This is a genomic window from Micromonospora sp. RB23 (assembly GCF_053585025.1).
Genome location: NZ_CM132111.1, coordinates 1,356,391 through 1,380,286 on the forward strand (window position 1 = coordinate 1,356,391; position 23,896 = coordinate 1,380,286).

20 protein-coding genes are annotated in these 23,896 nt (G+C 72.5%); 14 read left to right on the plus strand and 6 right to left on the minus strand.

Translation table 11 applies throughout. The features are described from left to right. The first annotated feature begins 25 nt into the window (after positions 1 to 25). From ACTFTM_RS06310 to ACTFTM_RS06335, 6 genes are all read left to right on the plus strand, one after another. Entirely contained in the window at positions 26 to 1,330 is a 1,305-nt protein-coding gene (locus ACTFTM_RS06310; RefSeq protein ID WP_449564903.1) for a histidine kinase, read from the plus strand. Beyond that, positions 1,327 to 1,977, plus strand: a complete 651-nt coding sequence (locus ACTFTM_RS06315; RefSeq protein WP_449564904.1) for a response regulator transcription factor — start codon at positions 1,327 to 1,329, stop codon at positions 1,975 to 1,977. Before ACTFTM_RS06310 ends, ACTFTM_RS06315 begins: the two co-directional genes overlap by 4 nt. A gap of 72 nt (positions 1,978 to 2,049) precedes the next feature. Then, the gene (locus ACTFTM_RS06320) at positions 2,050 to 3,126 is read left to right on the plus strand and encodes a hypothetical protein (RefSeq protein ID WP_449564905.1); all 1,077 of its coding nucleotides are present in this window, start codon (positions 2,050 to 2,052) and stop codon (positions 3,124 to 3,126) included. Between the two features lie 66 nt (positions 3,127 to 3,192). Then, entirely contained in the window at positions 3,193 to 4,644 is a 1,452-nt protein-coding gene (locus tag ACTFTM_RS06325; RefSeq protein ID WP_449564906.1) for a magnesium chelatase, read from the plus strand. A 2-nt stretch (positions 4,645 to 4,646) separates the two neighbouring features. Further along, a complete protein-coding gene (locus ACTFTM_RS06330; RefSeq protein ID WP_449564907.1) occupies positions 4,647 to 6,599 on the plus strand; it encodes a vWA domain-containing protein in 1,953 nt (650 codons plus the stop codon). 122 nt (positions 6,600 to 6,721) lie between these two features. Then, positions 6,722 to 7,189: a hypothetical protein gene (locus ACTFTM_RS06335; protein ID WP_449564908.1), complete on the plus strand. Its 468-nt coding sequence runs from the start codon at positions 6,722 to 6,724 to the stop codon at positions 7,187 to 7,189. 126 nt (positions 7,190 to 7,315) lie between these two features. Here ACTFTM_RS06335 and ACTFTM_RS06340 read toward each other — a convergent pair whose 3' ends face one another. After that, positions 7,316 to 8,305 (minus strand): GlxA family transcriptional regulator, encoded by a 990-nt coding sequence (locus ACTFTM_RS06340; protein WP_449564909.1) that lies wholly within the window; start codon positions 8,303 to 8,305, stop codon positions 7,316 to 7,318. Between the two features lie 70 nt (positions 8,306 to 8,375). Here ACTFTM_RS06340 and ACTFTM_RS06345 point away from each other — a divergent pair, with 70 nt between their 5' ends. Next, the gene (locus ACTFTM_RS06345; RefSeq protein WP_449564910.1) at positions 8,376 to 9,680 is read left to right on the plus strand and encodes an MFS transporter; all 1,305 of its coding nucleotides are present in this window, start codon (positions 8,376 to 8,378) and stop codon (positions 9,678 to 9,680) included. 1 nt (position 9,681) lies between these two features. Here the strand turns inward: ACTFTM_RS06345 and ACTFTM_RS06350 are convergent, their stop codons facing one another. Together ACTFTM_RS06350 and ACTFTM_RS06355 are read right to left on the minus strand one after the other, a co-directional pair. Further along, positions 9,682 to 10,392, minus strand: coding sequence for an RICIN domain-containing protein (locus ACTFTM_RS06350; RefSeq protein ID WP_449564911.1), 711 nt, complete (start codon positions 10,390 to 10,392; stop codon positions 9,682 to 9,684). A 58-nt stretch (positions 10,393 to 10,450) separates the two neighbouring features. Next, positions 10,451 to 10,921 carry an aminoacyl-tRNA deacylase gene (locus tag ACTFTM_RS06355; RefSeq protein ID WP_449564912.1) on the minus strand — a complete coding sequence of 157 codons (471 nt, stop codon included), beginning with the start codon at positions 10,919 to 10,921 and terminating at the stop codon, positions 10,451 to 10,453. A gap of 93 nt (positions 10,922 to 11,014) precedes the next feature. On the opposite strand from ACTFTM_RS06355, the gene ACTFTM_RS06360 reads away from it, so the two are divergent. From ACTFTM_RS06360 to ACTFTM_RS06390, 7 genes are all read left to right on the plus strand, one after another. Then, entirely contained in the window at positions 11,015 to 12,412 is a 1,398-nt protein-coding gene (locus ACTFTM_RS06360; RefSeq protein WP_449564913.1) for an FAD-binding oxidoreductase, read from the plus strand. Next, a complete protein-coding gene (locus tag ACTFTM_RS06365) occupies positions 12,409 to 13,752 on the plus strand; it encodes a class I SAM-dependent methyltransferase (RefSeq protein ID WP_449564914.1) in 1,344 nt (447 codons plus the stop codon). The genes ACTFTM_RS06360 and ACTFTM_RS06365 overlap by 4 nt, the downstream gene beginning before the upstream one ends. 118 nt (positions 13,753 to 13,870) lie before the next feature. Next, positions 13,871 to 14,428 carry a helix-turn-helix domain-containing protein gene (locus ACTFTM_RS06370; RefSeq protein WP_355051970.1) on the plus strand — a complete coding sequence of 186 codons (558 nt, stop codon included), beginning with the start codon at positions 13,871 to 13,873 and terminating at the stop codon, positions 14,426 to 14,428. After that, complete coding sequence (locus tag ACTFTM_RS06375) at positions 14,421 to 15,290, plus strand: SRPBCC domain-containing protein (protein WP_449564915.1); 870 nt, start codon at positions 14,421 to 14,423, stop codon at positions 15,288 to 15,290. Before ACTFTM_RS06370 ends, ACTFTM_RS06375 begins: the two co-directional genes overlap by 8 nt. Before the next feature lie 167 nt (positions 15,291 to 15,457). Beyond that, positions 15,458 to 15,691: a zinc-ribbon domain-containing protein gene (locus ACTFTM_RS06380; RefSeq protein ID WP_449564916.1), complete on the plus strand. Its 234-nt coding sequence runs from the start codon at positions 15,458 to 15,460 to the stop codon at positions 15,689 to 15,691. A gap of 350 nt (positions 15,692 to 16,041) precedes the next feature. Further along, positions 16,042 to 18,297 (plus strand): putative bifunctional diguanylate cyclase/phosphodiesterase, encoded by a 2,256-nt coding sequence (locus ACTFTM_RS06385; RefSeq protein ID WP_449564917.1) that lies wholly within the window; start codon positions 16,042 to 16,044, stop codon positions 18,295 to 18,297. A 50-nt stretch (positions 18,298 to 18,347) separates the two neighbouring features. Beyond that, the gene (locus ACTFTM_RS06390) at positions 18,348 to 19,106 is read left to right on the plus strand and encodes a MerR family transcriptional regulator (protein ID WP_449564918.1); all 759 of its coding nucleotides are present in this window, start codon (positions 18,348 to 18,350) and stop codon (positions 19,104 to 19,106) included. A 7-nt stretch (positions 19,107 to 19,113) separates the two neighbouring features. Here ACTFTM_RS06390 and ACTFTM_RS06395 read toward each other — a convergent pair whose 3' ends face one another. From ACTFTM_RS06395 to ACTFTM_RS06405, 3 genes are all read right to left on the minus strand, one after another. After that, the gene (locus ACTFTM_RS06395; RefSeq protein WP_449564919.1) at positions 19,114 to 20,472 is read right to left on the minus strand and encodes a serine hydrolase; all 1,359 of its coding nucleotides are present in this window, start codon (positions 20,470 to 20,472) and stop codon (positions 19,114 to 19,116) included. A gap of 151 nt (positions 20,473 to 20,623) precedes the next feature. Further along, positions 20,624 to 22,171, minus strand: a complete 1,548-nt coding sequence (locus tag ACTFTM_RS06400; protein WP_449566557.1) for a GntT/GntP/DsdX family permease — start codon at positions 22,169 to 22,171, stop codon at positions 20,624 to 20,626. Between the two features lie 56 nt (positions 22,172 to 22,227). Beyond that, complete coding sequence (locus tag ACTFTM_RS06405; RefSeq protein WP_449564920.1) at positions 22,228 to 23,760, minus strand: gluconokinase; 1,533 nt, start codon at positions 23,758 to 23,760, stop codon at positions 22,228 to 22,230. Positions 23,761 to 23,896: the final 136 nt, after the last annotated feature.

Sequence of the window (23,896 nt, forward strand, 5' to 3'; positions counted from 1 at the left end):
GGGGCTTCGGCAGCAGAATGACCGGATGACCCTCCGTGCGGCGCTCGCCCCGCTGGTCGCCGGCAGCACCTGGCGACGCGGCGTATTCCTGCTGCTGGGCGGTGTGCTGGCCCTGCCGTACGGGGTCCTCGCGGTGACCTTCGCCCAGATGCTCACCGACTCGGAGATCCCCCGCCCGCTGGTGTACGTCCTGCTGGTGGTCGCGGCGCTGATCGCCGTGGTGCCGCTGCTGCTGGACGGCAGCCGGGCGTTGGAGATCGCCGCCGTACGGGCGCTGCTCGGCGTCGACCTGCCCGACCCCGCGCCGGGACACCGGGGCGACCGGGAGAGCCGCCTGCGCAGCGCGCTCTGGATCGCCACGCACCTCATCGTCGGGGCGCTGGTGATGACCGCGCTGTTCAGCGCCCTGCCGATGGCGCTGGCGTTCATCGCCCAGCAGTTCGGTGTGGGCGACGAGCTGACCAGCCGGGAACAGTTCGGGCCGCTTGACGGTCGGGACAGCGGCTGGCTCACGCTTGCCGGGATCGCCCTGCTGGTCGGCCTCGGCTACGCCGTGGCCGGGCTCGGCGCGCTCGCCGTCTCGATGGCCCCGGTGCTGCTCGGCCCCGCCCAGGCCGAGCGGATCGCCGCCCTGGAGGCGCGCGCCACCCGGCTCGCCGAGCGCAACCGGCTGGCCCGGGAGCTGCACGACTCCGTCGGTCACGCGTTGACCGTGGCGACCCTGCAGGCGGGGGCGGCCCGCGAGGTGCTCGACACCGATCCGGAGTTCGTCCGGCGCGCGCTGACCGCCATCGAGGACGCCGGCCGGACCGCGATGGACGAGTTGGACCACGTGCTGGGGCTGCTCCGCGAGACCGGCGGCGACCGGCCGTCGGTGGCGCCGCAGCGTACGCTCGCCGACCTGGACCGGCTGGTCACCGATGCTCGCGCGGCCGGCCTGACGGTGTACGACCGCCGCGTCGGCGACCCCACGGCGGTGCCCGCCGTGGTCTCCCGGGAGGGATACCGCATCGTCCAGGAGGGACTGACCAACGCCGCCCGCCACGGCCACGGACCGGTGACGCTGCGGCTGGACCTGCACCCGGACGCCCTGGAGTTGGAGATGGAAAACGGCTTGGCCCACCCGCGCCGCGCCGATCTGAGCCACCCTTCGTCCGCGACTGCGGGGCTCGCAAAACCGGCCCACTCCTCGCGCGCACCAGGGCGGGGCGGACGGGGCCTGGACGGCATCCGGGAACGGGTCCTGCTGCTCGGCGGCCGGCTCAGCGTCGGCCCGGACGGCGACCGGTGGCTCGTCCGGGCCCGCCTGCCGTACGAGGACGTGCGATGACCACCGGTGTGCTGATCGTCGACGACGACGAGCTGATCCGGGTCGGCCTGCGGGCCATCATCGACGCGCAACCCGACCTGCGGGTGCTCGCCGAGGCCGCCGACGGCGCGGAGGTGCCGCCCCTGGTCGCCCGGCACCGCCCGGACGTGGTGCTGATGGACGTGCGGATGCCCGGCATCGACGGCATCCAGGCCACCCGGCACCTGCTGGCCACCTCCGCCGACCCGCCCCGGGTGCTGGTGGTCACCACGTTCGCCAACGACGAGTACGTCTACGAGGCGCTGCGCGCCGGCGCGTCCGGCTTCCTGCTCAAACGGGCCCGCCCGGCGGAGGTGGTCGAGGCGGTCCGGGTCGTCGCCGCCGGGGAGTCGCTGCTGTTCCCGGCCGCGATCCGCCAGCTCGTCGGGGCGTACGGGCCGACGGGTGGGGACCGCCTGCGCGCCGCGCGCCTCACCGAGCGGGAGGCCGAGGTGCTGCGGCTGATGGCGACCGGCCGGTCCAACCCGGAGATCGCCGCGCACCTGGTCGTCGGGGTGGAGACGGTCAAGACGCACGTCGGCAACGTGCTGGCCAAGCTGGGCGTCCGCGACCGTACCCAGGCCGTCATCGCCGCGTACGAGTCCGGTTTCGTCACCCCGTCCGGCTGATCCCCCGGCCGGGGGAGCGGGTTCACCGCCGCCCGGGAGGGGATCGGCCGCGGATCGGTCGAGGCTGTAGGCATGACGACGATCAATGAACTTCGAGCCCGTACCGACTCCCGCTGGCCCGACCGGCTCGCCCCGCTCGCGGCCGGCTGGCTCGGCCTGTGGGGCGTACTCGCCCTGCTCGGCACCCTCACCGGCGCCGGCTACCCGTTCGGCCCGAACGACCCCCACGGCGGCGACGTGAGCCTGCTGCGCCTGGTGCCGGTGGAGGTGGCCACCCCGCTCTTCGCCGGCGTCCTGCTGACCGCCGCCGTGGCCGCCCTGGCCATGAGCCGCCCGGCGGTCCGCCCACCGGGCCCGCTGCGGGCGCTGCTCGCCGGCTACGGCTGGGCGGTCGCGTTCGTGCTCGCCGTGGTCGTGCCGGACGTCCGCGTGCTGGTCATCCTCGGCTACCTGCCGATCCTGATCGTCGGCGCGCCGTTCGGCTGGCCGCCGGTCGACTACTCCGACATCTTCAACTGGGCCCTGTTCGGCCGCTTCGCCGCGCTGCTCGGCGGGCTGCTGCTGGCCGGGGCGGTGCTCGCCTGGCAACGCCGTGCCACCGGAAGCTGCGTCTCCTGCGGGCGGGACGACACCGACCGTGGCTGGACCACCCCGGCCGCCGCCGCGCGCTGGGGTCGGTGGGCCGCCGGCATCGCGGCGGTCATCCCGCTGACGTACGCGGCCATCCGCTTCGCCTGGGCGGCGGGCATCCCGCTCGGCATCTCCCGGGAGTTCCTGACCGAGATGCAGGACAGCGGGCTGGTCTGGGCGGGGTTCGGGCTGGCCGCGTTCGCCACCGCCGGCGCGATCCTCACCCTCGGGCTGGTGCAGCGCTGGGGTGAGCGGTTCCCCGGCTGGATGGTCGGGCTCGCCGGTCGACGGGTGCCGGTGAAGCTGGCCGTGGTGCCGGCCACCCTGGTCGCCATCTCCGTCACCGCGGCGAGCCTCGGCCTGCTCAGCAACCCCCAGTTCTGGGAGCTCACCGGCGGGACCAGCCTCACCGGGGCGCCGATGCTGCTCTGGCCGGTGTGGGGCGTGGCGCTCGGCGCGGCCACGTACGCGTACCACCTGCGCCGCCGGGGCGCCTGCCGGCGCTGCGGCCGGGGCTGAGGGTGGCCGTGGGGGTGCCACCCGAAGCCGGAGGCGCCCCCGAAAATGTGAGCTAGCGTTACTCGGGTGACTGCGCCTACCCCGGTAATCCCGGTTCCACCGGCCGACCTGCCCGGCACGCTCGGCGCGCTGCGGGCGGCCGGTCACCAGTACCGCACCGTCAAGCAGGAACTCCGTGACAACCTCCTCGCCCGGATGCGCTCCGGCGAGACCCGTTTCCCCGGCATCGTCGGCTACGACGACACCGTCCTGCCCGAGGTCGAGCGTGCGCTGCTCGCCGGGCACGACATGGTGCTGCTCGGCGAGCGCGGCCAGGGCAAGACCCGACTGATCCGCGCCCTGGGCTCGCTGCTCGACGAGTGGACCCCCGTCATCGCGGGCTCGGTCCTCAACGAACACCCGATGCATCCGCTCACCCCCGCCTCGGTCGCCCAGGTCGCGGAGGCCGGCGACGACCTGCCGATCGGCTGGCTGCACCGCTCGATGCGCTACGGCGAGAAGCTCGCCACCCCGGACACCAGCGTCGGCGACCTGATCGGTGACGTCGACCCGATCCGGATCGCCCAGGGCCGCACCCTCGGTGACCCGGAGACCATCCACTTCGGGCTGGTGCCGCGTACCAACCGGGGCATCTTCGCCGTCAACGAGCTGCCCGACCTGGCCGAACGCATCCAGGTGGCGCTGCTCAACGTGTTGGAGGAGCGGGACATCCAGGTCCGCGGCTACCAGCTCCGGCTGCCGCTGGACCTGCTCCTGGTGGCCAGCGCCAACCCGGAGGACTACACCAACCGGGGCCGCATCATCACCCCGCTCAAGGACCGGTTCGGCGCGGAGATCCGTACCCACTACCCGGTCGACCTGGAGTTGGAGCTGGCGCTGATCCGCCAGGAGGCGGACCTGGTCGCCGCCGTACCGGAGCACGTGCTGGAGGTGCTGGCCCGCTTCGCCCGCGCCGTACGGGAATCCCCGTCGGTGGACCCGCGCTCCGGAGTCTCCGCCCGGTTCGCGATCGCCGCCGCCGAGACGGTCGCCGGCGCCGCGCTGCGGCGTGCCGGCCTGCTCGCCGCCTCCGATGACGCGGACGGCCGACCGGAGGCCGCGGTGGCCCGGGTCGGTGACGCGGTATCGGTGACCAGCACCCTGCGCGGCAAGGTGGAGTTCGAGAGCGGCGAGGAGGGACGGGAGATCGAAATCCTGGCCCACCTGCTGCGGACCGCCACCGCCGAGACGTTCCGCGCCCACCTGGCCGGCCTCGACCTCTCCGGGTTCACCGCCCTCGTCGAGGACGGAACAGCGATCGAGACCGGCGAGCTGGTCGGTTCCGCCGAGCTGCTGCGGCAGGTGGGCACCGTGCCCGGCCTCGCCAAGGTGCTCGACCGGCTCGGCCTGGGCGACGCGCCCACCCCGGAGGAGGCCGCCGCGGCCGTCGAGTTCGTGCTGGAAGGGCTGCACCTGACCCGCCGGCTCGGCAAGGACGTCACGGAGTCCGGGCGCACCGTCTACGGCGGCCGGGGCTGACCATGGCCGGCAACCGGTTCCGGTACGGCCAGTGGAACGGCGGGCCCGACCCGCTGGCACCCCCGTACGACGTGCGCGAGGCGGTGGACGCGGTCGGCGCCGAGGTGCTGGCCGGCGGCAGCCTGCGGCAGGCGCTGCGCGACCTGCTGCGCCGTGGCCCGCAGGGGCGGGGCGGGTTGGACGACCTGGCCGCCCGGGCGCGACGACTGCGCCGCGAGGCGCTTCGGCGCGGTGACCTCGACGGCGCGGTGACCCGTGCACAGGCCCTGCTCGACCAGGCTCTCGCGGCCGAACGTGATGAGCTGCGGGGGCGCGACGACGACAGCGCCCGGTTCGCCGAGGCGGTGCTGGACAATCTGCCCCGCTCGACGGCCCGGGCGGTCCAGGAGCTGTCCGGCTACCAGTGGGCCAGCGAGGACGCCCGCCGCTCGTACCAGCAGATCCTCGACCAGCTCCGGGACGACGTACTCGGTCAGCGGTTCGCGGGGCTGCGCGACGCGGTCCGCGCGTCCGCCGATCCGGCCGCGCAGCAGCGGCTCGCCGAGATGATGCGCGACCTGAACGACCTGCTGGCCCGGCACGGCCGTGCGGAGGACACCACCGACGCGTTCGCCGAGTTCATGCGTCGACACGGCGACTTCTTCCCGGAGAAGCCGGAGACGGTCGACGAGCTGATCGACGTGCTGGCCCGTCGGTCGGCGGCCGGTGAGCGGCTGATGAACTCGCTGTCCGAGCGGCAGCGCGCCGAGCTGGCCGGTCTGATGCAGCAGTCGCTCGGCGACCGGCTCGCCGGTGAGCTGTCGGCGCTCGACGCGAACCTGCGGGCGCTGCGGCCGGACCTGCGCTGGGGACGCGGTGAGCGGGTCCGGGGCGATCAGCCCCTCGACTACGCGGACGCGGCCGGGGCGCTCGGTGAGATCGGTGAGCTGGACGACCTGCTGGACCAACTCGACCAGGAGCACCCCGGGGCCACGCTTGACGACGTGGACGTCGACGCGGTGGCCCGGACGCTGGGCCGGGACGCGGCCGACGACGTCCGCCGGCTGCGTGAGCTGGAACGGGAGCTGCGCCGGCAGGGCTGGGTGGGCCGGGACGCGGACGGGCTCACGCTGAGTCCGAAGGCGCTACGCCGGCTCGGTGGCACCGCGCTGCGGCGGGTTTTCGCCGACCTGACGGCCGGGCCGCGCGGCCAGCACGACCTGCGTTCGGCGGGCGCGGCCGGCGAGGTTAGCGGCGCGTCCCGCCCCTGGGAGTACGGCGACGAGCAGCCGTTGGACGTGGTCCGCACGCTCACCCGGGCGGTACGCCGGGCCGGGCCCACGGTCCCGGTGCAGCTCGCCGTCGAGGACTTCGAGGTGGTGGAGACCGAGAAGCGGGCCTCGGCGGCGGTGGTGCTCTGCGTCGACCTGTCGTACTCGATGATCTCGCAGGGTCGTTGGGGGCCGATGAAGCAGACGGCGCTGGCGCTGGCGCACCTCATGGAGACGCGTTTCCCGCAGGACGCCCTGCAGATCGTGGGCTTCGGTCGGGAGGCGATGACGCTCACCCAGCAGGAGTTGGCGGCCGTGGAGCCGGATCTGGAGCAGGGCACCAACCTCCAGCACGCGCTGCGGTTGGCCGCCCGGCACCTGCGCCGCCATCCGGACGCCGAGCCGATCGTCCTGGTGGTCACCGACGGGGAGCCGACCGCCCACCTGGACCCGGACGACGGGGAGGCCCTGTTCCACTGGCCGCCGCTGCCGGAGACGATCGAGGCGACGGTCCGGGAGGTGGACCGGCTGAGCCGCTACGGCGCCACGCTCAACCTGTTCATGCTCGGCGACGATGACGGCCTGCGGCGCTTCGTCGACGCGGTGGCGCGGCGCAGCCGTGGCCGCATGTTCACCCCCGACACGGACGACCTGGGCGAGTACGTGGTGTCGGACTACCTCCGGTCCCGCCAGTCCCGCCGCTGACCACGCTCGCCTGCCCTACCCCGTCGATCATGGAATTGTGGTGGGTGGCAAATGCCGCTCGTCCGGGTGAACCGGGCACCACAAGGCCATGATCGACGGGATGGGGCGGGTGGGGTGGGGGTGTGGCGGGAAATGGCGGGCTGCGGCGGGCCTATGACGGGGTGTTCAGAGAGATTGACGGGGCGTCGTTCGGGCCTGCCCCTCGGGGGCAGTTGAGCGCCGAGCAGATCGTGGCGCATCTGGTCGCCAACGACGAGCTGATGATCCAGGCCAGCGAGGCGTTGCTGGCCGGGTCGCCGTTCGCCTACTACGAGCTGGAGGAGGACATCCACCGTCCGCAGCTCGACGCGTTGGCCGCCGAGCACGGTGGTCTGCGCGGGCTGTCGGCGCTGCTGCACGGCACCAGCGATCGGTTGTGCGGGCTGGTCGACCAGCTCGGTCTGGCGGCCGAGGCCCCGGTGGAGACCCATCTGCGCGAGGGGTTCGACCTGATCGTCGACGAGCCGCTGCCCTGGTCCCGCACGCTGGACCTGCACGCGAGGGTGCACCTCCCCAAACACCAGGCCCAGCTCCACATGCTCCGGACCTGAGCCGACCCCACCCCGGACCGCGCCGATCTTGCACTTTCTGCGCCGACAAAGGCGAGCATAAAGGGCATCTCGACGACAGTAAGTGCAAGATCGCGGGGGTCAGGACTTCAGCAAGATCGCGGGGGGTCAGGACTTCAGCAGCTCTTCGCGGGGGTGGAAGGTGCGGCGGTACGTCGACGGGGCCACGCCTATGCGTTGGTGGAGTTGTTGGCGCAGGGTCGCCGTCGTGCCGAAGCCGCAGCGCCGGGCGATCTGGTCGACGGTGAGGTCGGTCGTCTCCAGCAGCAGTCGGGCGTGGTCGGTGCGCTGCCGCAGCAGCCACTGCGCCGGGCTCAGTCCCGTCTCCAGCCGGAAACGTCGGGTGAAGGTGCGGACGCTCATCCGGGCCTGCTCGGCGAGGTCGCGCAGGGCGATCGGCTCGTGCAGCCGTTGCTGGGCCCACTCGCGGGCGGCGGCGGTGCTCGCATCGGTGGCCCGGGGCACCGGCCGTTCGATGTACTGCGCCTGCCCGCCGTCGCGCCACGGCGGCATCACGCAGCGTCGGGCCTCACGGTTGGCGATCTCGCTGCCGTGGTCGAGGCGGATGACGTGCAGGCAGAGGTCGATGCCGGCGGCCACTCCGGCCGAGGTCAACACCCGGTCGTCGACGATGAAGAGCACGTCCGGGTCGAGGTCCACCCGCCCGTGCAGGCGGCGGAACCGCTCGGCGTACGCCCAGTGGGTCGTCGCCCGGCGTCCGTCGAGCAGGCCGGCCGCGGCCAGCACGAACGCCCCGGTGCAGATCGACATGATCCGCGCGCCCCGCTCGTACGCCGACCGCAGAGCCTCGGCCACCTCCGGCTCGATGGTGCCCGAGGTGAGCGCCGCGCCGTCGTGGATGCCGGGGACGATCACGGTGTCGGCCGTGTCGAGCAGCTCCAATCCGTGGTCCGGGAGCACCTGGAAGCCGGCGGTGCTGCGGACCGGCCTGCCGCCCGGGGTGCACACCCGCACGTCGTAGCGGTACGCGTCGTCGGCCCCCCGGGCGGTGCTGAAGACCTGGGACGGGGTGCCGAGGTCGAGGCCGACGACCTGGTCGAGGGCGAGGACGGCGATCCGGTGCGGGCCACTGCTCATGGCCCGATTATTGCGCACGATGGCTTTCCGGCCACTCGTCGAGTCGACGAGCCCAGCTCAGACTTGTCCCGTGACCAGAAACCGCCGTCTGCACCCCGCCTGGCTCGTGGCCGGCGTCGCCTTCGTGGCGCTCGTCGGCGCGGCCGGTTTCCGCGCCACCCCGTCGGTGCTGCTGCACCCGCTGCACGCGGAGTTCGGCTGGCCGCTCGCCACGATCTCGGCGGCCGTCTCGGTCAACCTGCTCCTCTACGGGCTCACCGCGCCGTTCGCCGCCGCGCTGATGGACCGGTTCGGCATCCGCCGGGTCGTCTCGGTGGCGCTGCTGCTGGTCGCCGCCGGCAGTGGCCTGACGGTGCTCATGACCGCGAGTTGGCAACTGCTGCTGTGCTGGGGCGTCCTCGTCGGCCTGGGTACCGGCTCGATGGCGCTCGCCTTCGTGGCGACCATCACCGGGCGCTGGTTCGTCCGCCGCCGTGGCCTCGTCACCGGGGTGCTGACCGCGGGCGGGGCCGCCGGGCAACTGGTCTTCCTGCCGCTGATCGCCGTGCTGGTACGCGACCACGGCTGGCGTACGGCGGCACTCGTCGTGGCCGGCGCCGCGCTGGCGGTCGTACCCCTGGTGGTGTGGCTGCTGCGCGAGCACCCGGCGGATCTCGACCTGCCCGCCTACGGCGCGACCGAGGTCGTTCCGGCGCCGCCGCCGACCGGCGGCGCGGCGACCCGGGCGCTGGGCGCGCTGGCCGCCGCGGCCCGGACCCGGCCGTTCTGGCTGCTGGCCGGCGGGTTCGCGATCTGCGGCGCGACCACGAACGGCCTGGTCGGTACGCACTTCGTGCCGGCCGCGCACGACCACGGCATGGCCGAGACCACGGCGGCGGGGCTGCTCGCGCTGGTGGGGCTGTTCGACATCGTCGGCACGATCGCGTCCGGCTGGCTCACCGACCGGGTGGACAGTCGGCTGCTGCTCGGCGCCTACTACGCGCTGCGCGGGCTGTCGCTGCTGGTGCTGCCCAGCCTGTTCGCGGGCACCGCCGAGCCGAGCATGCTGGTGTTCATCGTCTTCTACGGTCTGGACTGGGTGGCCACGGTGCCGCCGACTGTGGCGTTGTGCCGGGAGTACTTCGGCGGGGCGGGCGCGGTGGTGTTCGGTTGGGTGTTCGCCGCCCACCAGTTCGGGGCGGCGCTCGCGGCCACGGGCGCGGGGCTGGTCCGGGACCGGCTCGGCGACTACGCGGTCGCCTGGTACGTGGCGGGCGCGTTGTCGATCGGCGCGGCCGGGCTGTCGTTGCTGCTGCGTCGACGGCCGGGCCGGCCGGTGCCGGAGGCCGTCCTCGTCGCCGCGACCGCGCCCCGGGCGTGGAGCTTCCGCGGCTGAGTCAGCCCACCGTCCACTGCTGGGCGGGCCGACCGTCGCAGGGCCGCTGCCGGATGTCGTCCCCGGCCTCGGCGCCGTCGTCGTCGGACTGCGCGCACTTGCCGCTGTGCACCGCGACCAGCAGCGCGGGGCCGGCGCCGGTCGGGGTCAGCCGCCACTGCTGGTTGGCCTGACCATGGCACGGGAACTGCTGCAACCGCGCGCCGTCGTCACCGCTGCCGCCCTCGACGTCGAGGCACTGCCCGTGGGCGGCGTTGGTCAGCGTCACCGCGCCCGTCCCGATCGGGTTGACCACCCACTGCTGCTCCGGGCCGCCGGTGCAGGCGGCCAGCTCGGCCTCGGCCTTCTCGTCGTCGCCGTCGAGCCCGAGGCAGAGCCCGGAGGGCGACCGCAGTACGTGCGAGCCGCTGGTGGGAATCGCCGGGGTGACCGACGGGGTCGGGGACGGCTCGACCGAGGGCGTCGGACTCGGCTCGGCCGCCGGGGTGGTCGGCTCGGCCGCGCCGGACGGGGTGCCGACGGCCGCCGGCGCCACCGGCTCGTCGTCGCCGTCGAGCAGACCGGTGGCGAAGAGCACACCGAGGAGTACGCCCACCAGCCCGACCGCCAACGCCACCCGCAGCAGCGGGTCGGCCAACTGCCCCGAGCCGGCGCGGCGTCGGCCACCGTAGACGGTGCCGACGGGGTCGGGGCGTTCCTCGGGCGCGGGCATAGCCGCCATCCTCACCCAGAGCGGCGCGTCGGAGCCAGCCGGACGACGGCGGCGGTGCTCAACGGGCGGGCTGCGGATCGGTGACGTCGGCCACAGTGGCGTCGAGGGCGGCGATCGTCGCGTCGGCGTCGACCGCGACGGCGAGACCCCGCTCGCCCGCGCCCAGGGTGATCTGCCGGCCCCGCAGTCGCTCGTCGGCGATCACCGGCCATGCCGTGCTCGCGCCGAACGGGGTGATGGTGCCGCGCTCGTACCCGGTGACGGCCAGCGCGCCCGCCGCGTCCGGCATGGAGATCCGCTGCACACCGAGCAGGGCGCGCAGCTTGGGCCAGGAGATGACCCGGTCACCGGGAGTGAGAACGAACAGGTGGTCGTCCGCGCCACGGCGGACGACGATCGTCTTGACCACGTCCGGGATGGCCACACCACGGGCGGCGGCGGCCTCCGCGAGGCTGCCGACCGCGCCGTGGCTGACCAACCGGTACGGCAGTCCGGCGGCGTCCAGGGCGGCGATCGCGGGCGACGGCATGCCCGCCACGGTAGCCGCCGGACCTGCTGGCGGACGGGAAACGGCTGGCGAGGACATCCCACGATTTCCCGGGTGCAGGCGTAAGGTGATCACATGCGCGCTGAGCGTGTGGATCACCCCATTGACCATGATCAAGCGGTGGACACGTTGCGGCGGTCGTACGCCGCGGTGCCCACGGGCGAGCCTGTCCGGCTGGCCAAACGCACCTCCAACCTGTTCCGTCCCCGATCCGCTCCCCGTGCCCCGGGCCTCGACGTCAGTGGCCTGAACGGGGTGCTCTCCGTCGACCCGGCCGGGCGTACGGCCGACGTGCAGGGCATGTGCACGTACGAGGACCTGGTCGACGCCACCCTGCCGCACGGGCTGATGCCGCTGGTGGTGCCGCAACTGCGCACCATCACCCTGGGCGGTGCGGTGACCGGCCTCGGGATCGAGTCGACGTCCTTCCGCAACGGCCTGCCCCACGAGTCGGTGCGCGAGATGGACATCCTGACCGGCTCCGGCGCGATCGTCACCGCCCGCCCGGAGGGGGAGCACGCGGACCTGTTCCGCGCGTTCCCCAACTCGCTGGGCAGCCTCGGCTACGCGACGAGACTGCGCATCGAGTTGCAGCCGATCGGCCGGTACGTGGCGCTGCGCAACATCCGGTTCACCCAACTGGAGGCGCTCACCGACGCGATCGCCGAGGTGAGCGCCACCCGGTCCTGGGCCGGCGAGCCGGTCGACGTGCTGGACGGCGTGATGTTCAGCCCCGGTGAGGCGTACCTGGTGCTGGGGACCTTCACCGACACCGCCGACCCGCCCAGCGACTACACCGGCCAGGCGATCTACTACCGGTCGCTGCGTCGGCGCACCCGCGACGTGCTGACCGCGTACGACTATCTGTGGCGCTGGGACACCGACTGGTTCTGGTGCTCGGCGGCGTTCGGCGCGCAGCATCCGGTCGTGCGCAGGCTCTGGCCGGCGCGCTACCGGCGCAGCGACGTCTACCACCGACTGGTCCGCCTCGAACACCGGCACCAGGTGGCGGCCCGGATCGACCGGCTGCGCGGCCAGCCGGCCCGGGAGCGGGTCGTGCAGGACGTGGAGATTCCGCTGGACCGTACGGCAGACTTCCTGCGCTGGTTCGCGGCCAACGTGGGGATGACCCCGGTGTGGCTCTGTCCGTTGCGGTTGCGCGAGCCGGAGGGTCCCGGTTCCGCGCGGTCGTGGCCGCTGTATCCGCTCCACGCGGGGCAGGACTACGTCAACATTGGGTTCTGGGGGAGCGTGCCGATCGCGCCCGGCGCCGCCGACGGCGACGTCAACCGCACGATCGAACGCAGGGTGTCGGAGCTGGGTGGGCACAAGTCGCTCTACTCCGACGCGTACTACGACCGGGACGCCTTCGATCGCCTCTACGGGGGCGAGACCTGGCGCGCGGTGAAAGACCGCTACGACCCGGACCACCGGCTGACGGGACTGTACGAAAAGGCGGTAGCACGAGCATGAGCCTGACCGACCGAGATCAGGGGGCGGCGAGCGTCCCCGCCACCCCGCCGGCGGGGGGCCGGCGCACCGGTCCGACCGTCGCGGATGTCGTCCGCGCGGTCACCGCCGGGCCGTTGCCGATCCGCATCACCGGGTACGACGGCAGCGCCGTCGGCCCGGCCGATGCCGGCATCACCCTGGCGATCCGTTCCGAGCGGGGATTGTCGTACCTGCTCACCGCCCCCGGCGACCTGGGCATGGCCCGCGCGTACGTCAGCGGCGATCTGGCGTTGCAGGGGGTGCATCCGGGTGACCCGTACGAGGCGCTGCGGGTGCTCAAGGACGAACTGCGGTTGCGCCCGCCGTCGGTGGCCGACGGTGTCGCGTTGGTGCGGGGGCTGGGTTGGGAGCGGCTGCTGCCGCCGCCGGCCCCACCGCAGGAGGCGCAGCCGCGCTGGAAGCGGGTGATGAACGGGCTGCGGCACTCCCGGGTCCGGGACAGCACGGCTATCTCGCACCACTACGACGTCTCGAACGCCTTCTACGAGAAGGTGCTCGGCCCGTCCATGACGTACACCTGCGCGGTTTTCCGTTCCCCGACCGACACCCTGGAGCAGGCCCAGGCGGCGAAGTACGACCTGGTCGCCGGCAAGTTGGCGCTGAAGAAGGGCATGCGGCTCCTCGACGTGGGCTGCGGGTGGGGCGGCATGGTCCGGCACGCCGCGCGCGAGTACGGGGTCAAGGCGCTCGGGGTGACCCTGTCGAAGGCGCAGGCGCAGTGGGCGCAGGCCGCGATCGAGCGGGAGGGGCTGACCGAGTTGGCCGAGGTGCGACACCTCGACTACCGGGACGCGCCGGCGGAGCAGTTCGACGCCATCTCCTCGATCGGGCTGACCGAGCACATCGGGGTGCGCAACTACCCGTCGTACTTCGGGGCGCTGCGGGCGCGGCTGCGTACGGGTGGGCGGCTGCTCAACCACACCATCACGCGGGCCGACAACCGGGCGCCGCACCGCTCGGGCGCGTTCATCGACAGGTACGTCTTCCCGGACGGTGAGCTGGCCGGTCCGGGTCGGCTGATCAGCGAGGTGCACGATGCCGGGTTGGAGGTGCACCACGAGGAGAACCTGCGCCAGCATTACGCGCTGACCCTCGCCGCCTGGTGCCGCAACCTGGTGGAGCACTGGGACTTCTGCGTTTCCGAGGTGGGCGCGGGGACCGCTCGGGTGTGGGGCCTCTACATGGCGGGTTCGCGGATGGCGTTCGAGCGCAACGGCATCCAACTGCACCAGGTGCTGGCCACCCACAACGGCCCGGACGGTGTGAACGGCTACCCGCTGCGACCCGACTGGTTGCCCTGATCATCTGCTGAGCGTCAGCTGAGGCTGACTGCCGCCTGAAGCCGCGTCGAGGAAAGTCGGCGCGGCTTCTCGCGAAGCGATTGACAAACAAGTTTTGTACGTACAAACTGATTTTGCCATGAGAGACGTCCTGTACCTGGAGCAGATCGAGCAGGCCGAGGTCCTGCTCAAGCCGCAGCGCGTGGAGGTGCTGCGGCAACTGGCCGAACCGCGCACCTGCACCGAGGTCGCGGCCCGACTCGACCAGACGCCACAGCGCGTCTACTACCACGTCAAGCAGCTCGTCGCGGCCGGCCTGGTCGAGCTGGTCAACGAGCGCAAGGTCCGGGGCATCACCGAGGGCATCTACCAGGCCGCCGCCCGGTCCTACTGGCTGTCGCCGCGGCTGGTCGGCCGCATCGGGCTACGCCGCGCCCGCGACGAGCTGAGCCTGGGCTACCTGCTCGACCTGATGGAGGAGGTCCAGGCCGACATCGCCGCCCTGGACCGGGCGGCGCCCGAGCTGCCCTCGATCGGCGTCTCCGGCGAGATCCGGGTGCCCGCCGAGCAGCGCCAGGAGTTCCTGCACGACCTGCAAACCGCACTTCAGGACCTGTTCACCCGCTACGGCGGCAGCGAGGGCGATGCCTTCAAGCTGGCCGTCGCCTGCTATCCGAAAGGGAACGACAATGAGTGAACCGTTGAAGGTGCAGGCCCGCCTCGCCGCGCCCGTGGCGCGCGTCCGCCAGGCCCTGACCGACCCGGCCGAGCTGCGCGTCTGGCTGGCCGAGCACGCCGAGGTCGAGCTGCCCGAGCGGTACGAGTTCTGGGGCCGCTACACGCCCGAGGGTGACGCCCCGCACCAGCGGCTCCTGCACGCCGACGACGAGTCGCTGCGCTTCGGCTGGCTGCTCGACGGGGTCGAGACCACCACCGGCTTCCAGTTCGCCGCCGACGGCCCCGACGCCACGGTGCTCACGCTGACCCAGAGCCACTTCGACTTCGCCGAGGCGATGAGCGGCGCCAGCATCCGGGGCGTGCTCCAGACCTACTGGGCGCTGTCCGTCGCCAACCTGGCCGCCCACCTGGAGGGCAGGCCGCTGCTGCCGCGTACCGACTTCACCTCCGCCGACCTGCGCGGCGAGCTGGTCATCGCCGCCCCCGCCGACAAGGTGTGGGAGTCGCTGACCGACTCCGAGCAGGCCAGCGCCTGGTTCGGCTACCCCATCGGGATCGAGCCGTGGGTCGGCGGCCGGTACGCCATGGGCGGCTTCGAGCACGGGTACGCCGCCAAGATCGTCGACCTGGAGCCCGGCCGGCGGATGTCCGTCGACTGGGGACCCACCGGCGTCACCAACTGGGAGCTGGCCGAATCCGGCGGCCGCACCACGCTGACCTTCGTGCAGAGCGGCTTCGACGAGAGCAACCCGCCGTACGCTGCCTGGTCCGGGTCGGTGGCCGGTCTGTCCGAGCTGCGCCGCTTCCACGAGATGACGGCCTGGCAACCGATCTGGCTCGCCGAGGAGGTCCCCGGCCTGGACCCCCAGCCCACCTTCTGACCGTCCCGCCGTGATCGTGCTCGATCACGGGCTCAGATCTGGACAACATCAGGGAAACTGCTGCCTCAAGCCGTGCAGAGGCAGCAGTTTCCCTGTACTTGTGCGGATCTTGCAGCCGGTCCGGCGGGTTCGGTGACTTTTCGGGGTGGAGTGGGTACTGCCGGGCGATGTTCTTCATCTTTGGTCTGCGTACCAAGGTCGACCGTTCCGGTGTCGTCCAGGAGGTCTGCCAGCACTGCGGTAACCACGCCGCGCAGGTGATCACCCGCCGGTCGACGAAATTCACCCTCTTCTTCATCCCGCTCATCCCGATCCGCACCCGGTACGCGCAACAGTGCACCTTCTGCGGGGCGCAGTACGAGATCGCCAAGTCCGACGCCCAGCGCCTCCCGGTCGGCTGAGCCGCAGATGGCCCGCTTCCTGTGCTGGCTGATCGGCCGACCGCCGTCGGCCGGATCCGTCGTGTACACCGCCACCCGCCCGCCGTGCACTCCCGGCCGGCGTAGACGTCGCCCCGTCCGCCGCCCGCTGGCCGGCACCGCCTTACCCCGCTCACCCTGGAACCGCTCCGCCGGCCGCTGACCGGATCCGCCGGCGAGGGCGGGACACCGATCGTCAGGTAGGCCCGCGCAGTCCGCACCGACCTGGATGTTCGGCCCTGGCGGCGTTCCCGGGCGCTGGCTAGGCTTTCGGGGTTTGCCGTGGACCGGTCCGCCCGACTGTGCACACACGACGAAGAGCCGGAGCGACCGTGTCGCGAGAGGACGTGAAGCAGGCCGCGGGGCAGCTCAAGCCCATCGGCCCGATCGTCGCGATCGCCGTCCTGGTCGTGGAGGCCGGCTGGTTGGCCGCCACGCTGCCCGGCGCCGCGTTGGTCAGCGACGTGGGCGCGCTGCTGGTGGCCGGCTGGGCGACAGTCGCCTGTGCGAACGTGGCCCGTCGACATCCGGCCCCGCTGCGCAGGTTCTGGACCCTGCTCGCCGTCACCATGGCGCTCGCCGCGCTCGGCCGGGGAATCTGGATGGCGCAGCGGCTCGTCGGGGACGACCTGCCGCACAACGCGCTGATCGGGGTGGTCTTCAGCGCCGGCATCCTCACCGGCACGGCCGCGCTGCTCAGCTCCCCGTCCGGGCCGCGGACGGCGGTCGGGCGGGCCCGGACGCTGCTGGACGGCGTGATCGTCGCGCTGGCGCTGGTGCCGGTCGCGTGGGTGCTGGTGTTCCGTGGGGTCGCCTCCGCCGAGCTGGCCGATCCGGCGCGCACGTTGGGGCTGCTCTACCCGATGTTCGACCTGATGCAGCTCACCATCCTGGTGGCGGTGGCCGGTCCGGCGCGGCCCCTGTGGCGGCCGATGCGCCTGCTCGCGGCGAGCCTGACCATCCGGGTGGCAGCCGACGTGGTGTACGTCTCGCTGGTCGCCCGTGGTGACTACGCCGCCGGTCATCCCATCGACCTGTGCTGGCCGGTGAGCTACCTCCTGATCGGGCTGGCCACCGGTAGCGGCCCGCCGCCGGACTGCGACGGCACCGACGAGACCGCCGAGTCCCCGCTGCCGCCGTGGTGGCGGGTGGCGCTGCCGTACCTGCCGGTCGGCGGGGCGATCATCGCGGTGCTGCTGGCCCGCCGGCCGACCGGCCAGACGCCGCCGCTGGTCTTCGTGACCATGATGGCGCTGCTCGCCGCCCTCGCCGTACGTCAGGGGCTGGCCGCCAACGAGAACCTGCGCCTGGTGGCGCGACTGCGCCGGCTCGCGTACGGCGACCAGCTCACCGGGTTACCGAACCGGCTGCTGTTCAACAGGCTGCTGCGGCTGGCCCTGCGTGACGGTCGGCCGGTGGCGGTCCTGCTGCTCGACCTCGACGGGTTCAAGCAGGTCAACGACCGGTTCGGGCACGCCACGGGCGACGCCCTGCTGACCGGGCTGGCGGCCCGGATGCGGACCGCCGTGGACGGCGACGGGACGATCGCCCGCCTCGGCGGCGACGAGTTCGCGGTGCTGGTCGAGGGCGACCGGCCGGTGTCGCCGGAGCACCTGGCGGAACGGTTGCTGGACGCCCTGCGCCCCTCCGAGGGGGAGGAGGGCGTGGGTGTGCACCCGTCGGCGAGCATCGGCATCGCCGAGTACGGGCCGCAGCACGCCTCCCACACCGACCTGTTGCGCGACGCCGACATCGCCATGTACGCGGCGAAGGCCGCCGGCAAGTCCGCGTACCGGACGTGCACCCCGGCGCTGCGCGAGTCGGCTGTGTCGCGGGCGGAGCTGATCGCCGACCTGCGCCGGGCCGTCGACGAGGAGCAACTGCACCTGGAGTTCCAGCCGATCGTCGACCTCGCCACCGGCGCGGTCCGCAGCGCCGAGGCGCTGGTGCGCTGGCGGCACCCCCGACTGGGCACGTTGTCGCCGGCGCGGTTCCTGCCGCTGGCCGAGGAGACCGGCCTGATCCTCCCGATCGACCGTTGGGTGATCCACGAGGCGTGCCGGGCGGCGTCGACCTGGCGGGCCCGCGTGCCGGAGGCGACGGTCGCCGTGAACATCGCCGCGGCCCACCTGCGCCGGCCCGACCTCATCGCCACGGTCACGGCGGCCACCGCCAGCGCCGGGCTGGCGCCGCGGGCGTTGACGCTGGAGCTGACGGAGTCGGCGTTGATCGAGGGGACCGACGCGGTGCTGGAACGACTGCACCAGCTCCGGGAACTGGGCATCCAGATCGCCATCGACGACTTCGGCACGGGCTATTCGTCGCTGAGCTACCTGCACCGCATCCCGGCCACCGAGTTGAAGATCGACCGGTCGTTCGTGGCCCGTCTCGGCACGGACGAGCGGGCGTACGCGACGGTGGAGATGGTCACCCGGCTGGCCGGCGCGTACGACCTGGCGGTGATCGCCGAGGGGGTGGAGACCGAGCGCCAGCACGACGCGGTCACCGCGATCGGCTGCCCGCGCGGCCAGGGCTATCTGTACGGGCGCCCGGACAGCCCCGCCACGGTGGGTCAGAATCGGGCTTGACCCTGACGTAGCGGCAGGCAGGAGCCTGGTTTCCGGAAGGGAGGGGAACCATGGCGTACACGGTGGGTCAGGTGGCGAGGATCGCCGGCGTGACGGTACGGACGCTGCACCACTACGACGAGATCGGTCTGCTCTCGCCGAGCGGCCGGACGTCGACCGGTTACCGCCGCTACGACGACACGGACCTGCAACGGTTGCAGCTCGTCCTGTACTACCGCGAGCTGGGTTTCCCGCTTGAGGAGATCACCGCGATCATCGACGACCCGGCGGCCGATCCGGCCGCCCACCTGCGCCGCCAGCATGAACTGCTGACGGTACGGATCAAGCGGTTGCAGGAGATGGTCACGGCGATCGAGTTCGCGATGGAGGCGAGCAAGTTGAACATCCAGCTGACACCCGAGGAGCGGTTCGAGGTCTTCGGCGACTTCACGCCGGAGGAGTACGAGGCCGAGGCGGAGCAGCGCTGGGGCGACACCGACGCGTACCGGGAGTCGAACCGGCGGGTCGCGCGGTACACCAGCCAGGACTGGCTCCGGAACAAGGCGGAGAACGAGGACTGGGGCCGGCGGATCGTCGCGCTGCTGACCTCGGGGGTGCCGGCGGACAGCCCGGAGGCGATGGACCTGGCCGAGGAGCACCGGCAGCTCATCAGCCGCTGGTTCTACGAGTGCTCGTACGAGATCCACGCGGGGCTGGCCGACATGTACCTCGCCGACGAGCGGTTCACCGCGTACTTCGAGAACATCGCTCCCGGCCTCGCCGCCTACGTGAGCGAGGCGATCCACGCCAACGCGATCAGCCGGGCCTGATCGCGGCTCACTCCTCGACCGCTCCGTCGGATGGGGTGACCAGGAAGTCGTAGACGGTCCTGGCCATCCGGCGGACGGTCTCGTCCCCGGTCGCCATCGGTCCGGCGGTGAGGAACGCCACGGCTGTCTCCGTGCCGGGGATCAGGTAGTAGCCGACGTCGTGGGAGGCGTCCGGCAGGTCACCGGTCTTGTGGGCCACCGGGACGCCGGGTGGCAGCGCCGCCGGGATCTTGGTGTTGAGGGTCTGTTCGCGCATGAAGCCGATCATCAGGTCGCGGGAGGCCGGGGTGAGGATCTCGCCGTCCCAGACCGCGCCGAGCAGTGACACCACATCGTCCGGGCTGGTGTAGTTCTCCTCGCCGCGTTGCGCCGCCGCGCTGTCCAGCATCCGCCGTGCCAGGATCGTCGATCGCTGGTTCATGGAGTCGATCAGCGCGTTGACCGGGGCGAAGCCACCCAGGTAGGTGATCAGCACGTTGGCCGCGACGTTGTCGCTGTACTTGATCAGGTACCGGGCGAGCCGGTACAGCGTGACCACCTGCGGGAACGTCTCGAACTGGAGCTGGCCGGTGCCGCCCACCACGTCGGCCGGGGTGACCAGCACGCCGTCGTCGAGAGAGACCTGTCCACAGTCGACCCGACGCAGGAGTTCGACAAGGATCCAGAGCTTGATGACGCTCGCCGCCTTCGGCCGCAGCGCACCGTTGACCGAGATCTGCTGGTCGCCGTACCGGCCGGACAGGTCCCGGACGGTGGCGCCAGCGGGGTTGAGGCTGGCGTCGGCGACCACCCGGGCGAGCTGCCCGCTGAGTGGGAACAGGCGGGCACCCTCGGCGGGGTCGGTGGGCGGCTGCGGGCTGGTGACCACGACGCCGGGCAGCTCGACCGGCTGGGCCTGCGGCCCGGACACCACGAGCGTGCCCGTGCCGCGGCCGGTCAACGGCACCCGGTAACGAAAGCTCCTGCCGTCGACGGCGACCGCACCGCTGGCCACCCCGGCGGCGACCCGCATGTCCGGGTCGGCGACCCGGCCGGTGTCGCCGTCGCAGGCCCGGTACCGCACGGTGTGCCCGAGCGAGTCCACCGCGAACGCCCCGCCGGGGAACGACAGCCAGGACACCTCGCTGGTCGGCGCCCGCTCCGGGGTCGGCTCCACGCCCGGCTCGTCGCTCTGCCCGCCCCCGTTGCTCGGTTCGTCGTCGCCCGGCCCGTCGTCGGCGGCGAGCCTGTCTGACGCGTACCCCTGGGTGGTCTGGTGGTCCGGGCCGGGACCATCGGCGGTCGCGGGGCCCGTCGTCACCGCGACCACCAGCGCGACCGCCGCCGCGAGCAGGGAAGATGAGCGCTTCTTGTCGCTTTTCCTCACTTTTGCACGATAAGAAGCGAAGGGGGCGGATGGGGTTTCCGGGACGTCAGTCACCCGTCCGGGAGGGCTCGTCCCCGAAAGGGTGATGCCTCAGCGGCATCAAGATGACGCAGAGGCATCATGCCCAATACCAACAGCCCGGCCCGCGCCGTCACACCACCAGGTCGAGCAGGAGTACGCCGGCGAAGCCGATCACCGAGATGAGCGTCTCCATCACCGACCAGCTCTTGATGGTCTGCCCGACGGTCAGGCCGAAGTACTCCTTGACCAGCCAGAACCCGGCGTCGTTGACGTGTGAGAAGAACAGCGACCCACAGCCGATGGCGAGCGCCAGCAGGGCCACCCCGGGCCGGTCCAGGGTCGCGGCGAGCGGTGCCACGATGCCCGCCGCCGTGATGGTGGCGACCGTCGCCGAGCCGGTGGCCACCCGGATGCCGACCGCTACCAGCCAGCCCAGCAGCAACGGGGAGAGGTTGGCGTCCTTGGCGGCGTCGGCGACCAGGTTGCCCACACCGGCGTCCACCAGCACCTGCTTGAATCCGCCGCCCGCCGCCACGATCAGCAGGATGCCGGCGATCGGAGGCAGCGAACCTCCGAGCACCGACGAGACCTGGGACCTGCTGAAACCGGCCTGGTAGCCGAGGGTGAACATCGCCAGGATCACCCCGGCGAGCAACGCCACGATCGGCGTACCGATGATGTCGAGCGTCTTTCGGCCCGCCGTGCCCTCGTCCAGCGTCAGCTCACCGATCGCGCGTAGCAGCATCAGCACCACCGGCAGCAGCACGGTGATCACCGCTGGCCAGAACGCCGGGGTACGACGGGCGGTCTCCGTGCCGCTGTCGTCCACCGGCTCGCCCGGTCGACCGCCGCCCGGGTTGACGAGATCGTCGTCGGTGAGCAGGTCACCGTCCACGTCGCGCCGATCCGTCGTTCCGGTGGTAGCGGCCGTCCCGGTTGCGCCCGTGGAGTGGGCGGGCTGGCGGCGGGTGGGCAGCAGCGCGGCGGGTGCGGTCGCCGGCACGTACCGGGCGATGAGGTTGCCGAAGACCGGTCCCGAGATGATGACCGTGGGGATCGCGACGAGCAGGCCCAGCCCGAGCGTCAGGCCCAGGTCGGCGTCGAGCGACGAGATCGCCACCAGTGGGCCGGGGTGCGGTGGCACGAGGCCGTGCAGCACCGACAGGCCGGCCAGCGCGGGAATGCCGAGCTTCATCAGCGGTACGTCGGTCCGCATCGAGACGAGCAGCACGATCGGCACCAGCAGCACCACGCCGACCTCGAAGAAGAGCGGCAACCCGATGAGCGCCGCGACCCCGGCCATCGCCCAGGGCAGCGCGCGGCCGGACACCCGGCCGACGACCCGGTTGACGATGCCGTCCGCGCCGCCGGACTCGGCGAGCAGACCCCCGATCATGGCCCCCAGCGCGATCAGCAGCCCGACGCCGCCGACAGTGGTGCCGACACCACCGGTGAACGAGGCGATCATCTTGTCGGGCGCGACACTGGCGACCACCCCGAGCACCGCCGCGCCGAGGATCAGCGACAGGAACGGGTGGACCTTTGCCCAGGCGATCAGCAGCACCACGGCGGCGATGCCGAGCAACGCGGCGAGGACGAGTTGGCCGTCGCCAGCCGTGGTGACCGGCTCGGCCGGCGCGGCAAGGACGGTCAGCGGTTCGACGAGGGGTGGGTGCACGGCGATCACGACCTTCTCCGGTGGGGGTCGGCCCGGGGGCGGGCCGGCCGAAGGGCCTACATCGGTTCGGCGGGCAGGCCGGGCGCCAGTCGACGCATCGACGTGAAGGTGGGCACCAGCGCGTCGTACAGCTCGGCGAAGAGTGGCAGCAGCGCCGCGTACGTGGCGGCGGCTGCCGGGTCGGGGCGGATGACCTCCTCGATGCGGACCAGATCGGCCGCCACGTCGATACTGGGGATCAGGCCCAGCGCCTGCATGCCGAGCAGCGCGGCGCCGAAGCTCGACCCCTCGCGGCCGGCCGGGAAGCTCACCGGCATGCCGAGCACGTCGGCGAGCATCTGCCGCCACAGGCCGCTGCGGGCGAAACCGCCACCGGCCCGTATCTCGCGGACCTCGTTGCCGGCGGCACGGACGGAGGTGAGCACCAGCGCGAGCTGTTGGCAGACCCCCTCCATCGCGGCCCGGACGAGGTGTTCGCGGCGGTGCCCGTGGGTCAACCCCACGTACGCGCCGCGGGGCAGCGCACTCCAGTGTGGAGCGCGTTCGCTGTGCAGGTACGGCAGCATGAGGAGCCCGCCGGAGCCGGCCGGGGCGCGGGCCGCCAGGGCGACCAGCTCCTCCTCGGACTGCTCGCCCAGGTCGGGCGCGAGCGTCGAGCCTGCCCACTTGAGGACGATGCCACCGTTGTTGATCGCGCCGCCGACCGCCCAGCGATCCTCGGTCAGCGCGTAGCAGAACACCCCGCCCAGCGGGTCCACGCTGGGGCGTTCGACCATGACCCGCAAGGCGCCGCTGGTGCCGATCGAGCAGGCCATGATGCCGGGGTGCACGGCGCCCAGGCCCAGGTTGGCCAGCGGTCCGTCACCGGCGCCGACCACCACCGGGGTGCGCTGAGGCAGGCCGAGGGCGGTGGCGGCCTGCGGGGTGAGGCCGGGCAGGACGGCGGTGGTGGCGACCAGTTGGGGCAACTGCTCCTCGGTGATGCCGGCGATGGTCAGCGCCTCGGTGTCCCACTCGAGGGTGTGGATGTCCATCAGGCCGGTGGCCGAGGCGATCGAGTGGTCGACGACCAGCGCCTCGCAGAGTCGCAGCAGCACCCATTCCTTGATGCCGACCCAGTGCGCGACGCGTTCGAAGAGCCTGGGCTCCTGCTCGGCGTACCAGAGCAGTTTGGGCAGCGGCGACATCGGGTGCACGGGCGTACCCGTGCGCCGGTGCAATGCCAACCCGGACGGCACGGCCCGCAACCGTTCGGCCTGGCGGGTGGCCCGGGAGTCGGCCCAGGTCACCGACGGCGTGAGCGGGTTGCCGGCCGCGTCGAGCCCGATGAGGCTGTGCATGGCGGAGCAGAAGGCCAGGCCGGAGACCGGCACGGTCAGCTCGGTCACCACGGTCCGGATCGACTCGACGACGGCGGCGAGGATCACCTCCGGGTCCTGCTCGGCGTACCCGGGGTGCGGGTCGTCGAGGGGGTAGGCGGCGGAGTGGCTGGCGAGCAATCGCCCGTCGGTGTCGTACGCCATGGTCTTGGTGCTCGTGGTGCCGATGTCGACCCCGACGACCACGCCGGGCAGGGTGTCCGGCGGCATGACCCTCACCCCCTTCGTGCGGGCGGTGCGGCGGCGTCGCCACCCGGCTGCGGCTGACGTTACCGAGACAGCGACCACCCCGCACGACACGAGGGAAGGTGAATCGACGCGGCAGTATCGCCCTATCGTCCGGGTT

What these genes read in the sequence shown, in the direction of transcription:
- ACTFTM_RS06310 (WP_449564903.1), top strand. Translation starts at nt 26, where the DNA reads ATGACCCTCCGTGCGGCGCTCGCCCCGCTGGTCGCCGGCAGCACCTGG.
- ACTFTM_RS06315 (WP_449564904.1), top strand. Translation starts at nt 1,327, where the DNA reads ATGACCACCGGTGTGCTGATCGTCGACGACGACGAGCTGATCCGGGTC.
- ACTFTM_RS06320 (WP_449564905.1), top strand. Translation starts at nt 2,050, where the DNA reads ATGACGACGATCAATGAACTTCGAGCCCGTACCGACTCCCGCTGGCCC.
- ACTFTM_RS06330 (WP_449564907.1), top strand. Translation starts at nt 4,647, where the DNA reads ATGGCCGGCAACCGGTTCCGGTACGGCCAGTGGAACGGCGGGCCCGAC.
- ACTFTM_RS06340 (WP_449564909.1), bottom strand. Translation starts at nt 8,305, where the DNA reads ATGAGCAGTGGCCCGCACCGGATCGCCGTCCTCGCCCTCGACCAGGTC.
- ACTFTM_RS06350 (WP_449564911.1), bottom strand. Translation starts at nt 10,392, where the DNA reads ATGCCCGCGCCCGAGGAACGCCCCGACCCCGTCGGCACCGTCTACGGT.
- ACTFTM_RS06355 (WP_449564912.1), bottom strand. Translation starts at nt 10,921, where the DNA reads ATGCCGTCGCCCGCGATCGCCGCCCTGGACGCCGCCGGACTGCCGTAC.
- ACTFTM_RS06360 (WP_449564913.1), top strand. Translation starts at nt 11,015, where the DNA reads ATGCGCGCTGAGCGTGTGGATCACCCCATTGACCATGATCAAGCGGTG.
- ACTFTM_RS06365 (WP_449564914.1), top strand. Translation starts at nt 12,409, where the DNA reads ATGAGCCTGACCGACCGAGATCAGGGGGCGGCGAGCGTCCCCGCCACC.
- ACTFTM_RS06370 (WP_355051970.1), top strand. Translation starts at nt 13,871, where the DNA reads ATGAGAGACGTCCTGTACCTGGAGCAGATCGAGCAGGCCGAGGTCCTG.
- ACTFTM_RS06375 (WP_449564915.1), top strand. Translation starts at nt 14,421, where the DNA reads ATGAGTGAACCGTTGAAGGTGCAGGCCCGCCTCGCCGCGCCCGTGGCG.
- ACTFTM_RS06380 (WP_449564916.1), top strand. Translation starts at nt 15,458, where the DNA reads ATGTTCTTCATCTTTGGTCTGCGTACCAAGGTCGACCGTTCCGGTGTC.
- ACTFTM_RS06390 (WP_449564918.1), top strand. Translation starts at nt 18,348, where the DNA reads ATGGCGTACACGGTGGGTCAGGTGGCGAGGATCGCCGGCGTGACGGTA.
- ACTFTM_RS06405 (WP_449564920.1), bottom strand. Translation starts at nt 23,760, where the DNA reads ATGCCGCCGGACACCCTGCCCGGCGTGGTCGTCGGGGTCGACATCGGC.